Source organism: Kosakonia quasisacchari, from assembly GCF_004331415.1.
Lineage (GTDB): Bacteria > Pseudomonadota > Gammaproteobacteria > Enterobacterales > Enterobacteriaceae > Kosakonia > Kosakonia quasisacchari.
Genome location: NZ_SJOP01000085.1, coordinates 1 through 428, shown reverse-complemented (window position 1 = coordinate 428; position 428 = coordinate 1). Strand labels below are relative to the sequence as shown.

Here is a 428-nt window from a genome sequence, read left to right as displayed (position 1 = left end):
CTGGAGGGCGTGCGCTGGGAGTACGACGGTTTCGGGCGCATGACCGAACGCCACGACAGTCATCGCGGCACGGTGCAGCGCTTCAGTTATGACGATGAACACCGCATCAGCCAGGTAATTATTGAAGGCGACGCGGAGTTCACCCGGGCCGAATACCGCTATGACGCGCTCGGTCGCCGCACGGAAAAACAGGTGTGGCGACGGCATACCCGCAACGCGGAACGCACGCAGTACGCATGGTCGGGTTTGCAGATGGTCGGCGAGTGCAGCGACAGCAACCCGGACGCCGCCGTGCAGTATATCTATACGGAAAACAGCTACGAACCGCTGGCCCGCGTCGACAGCCGCGGCGGGCATGCGGAGGTTTACTGGTATCACACGGAGCTGAACGGTCTGCCGGAAAAAGTGACCGACAGCAGCGGCGATAT

At 61.9% G+C, this 428-nt stretch carries 1 protein-coding gene; it reads left to right on the top strand.

All coding sequences use genetic code 11. The features are described 5' to 3' along the window. Window positions 1-428 (top strand): RHS domain-containing protein (locus E0L21_RS24795; RefSeq protein ID WP_131413845.1); only part of this gene is annotated, 428 nt, incomplete at both ends.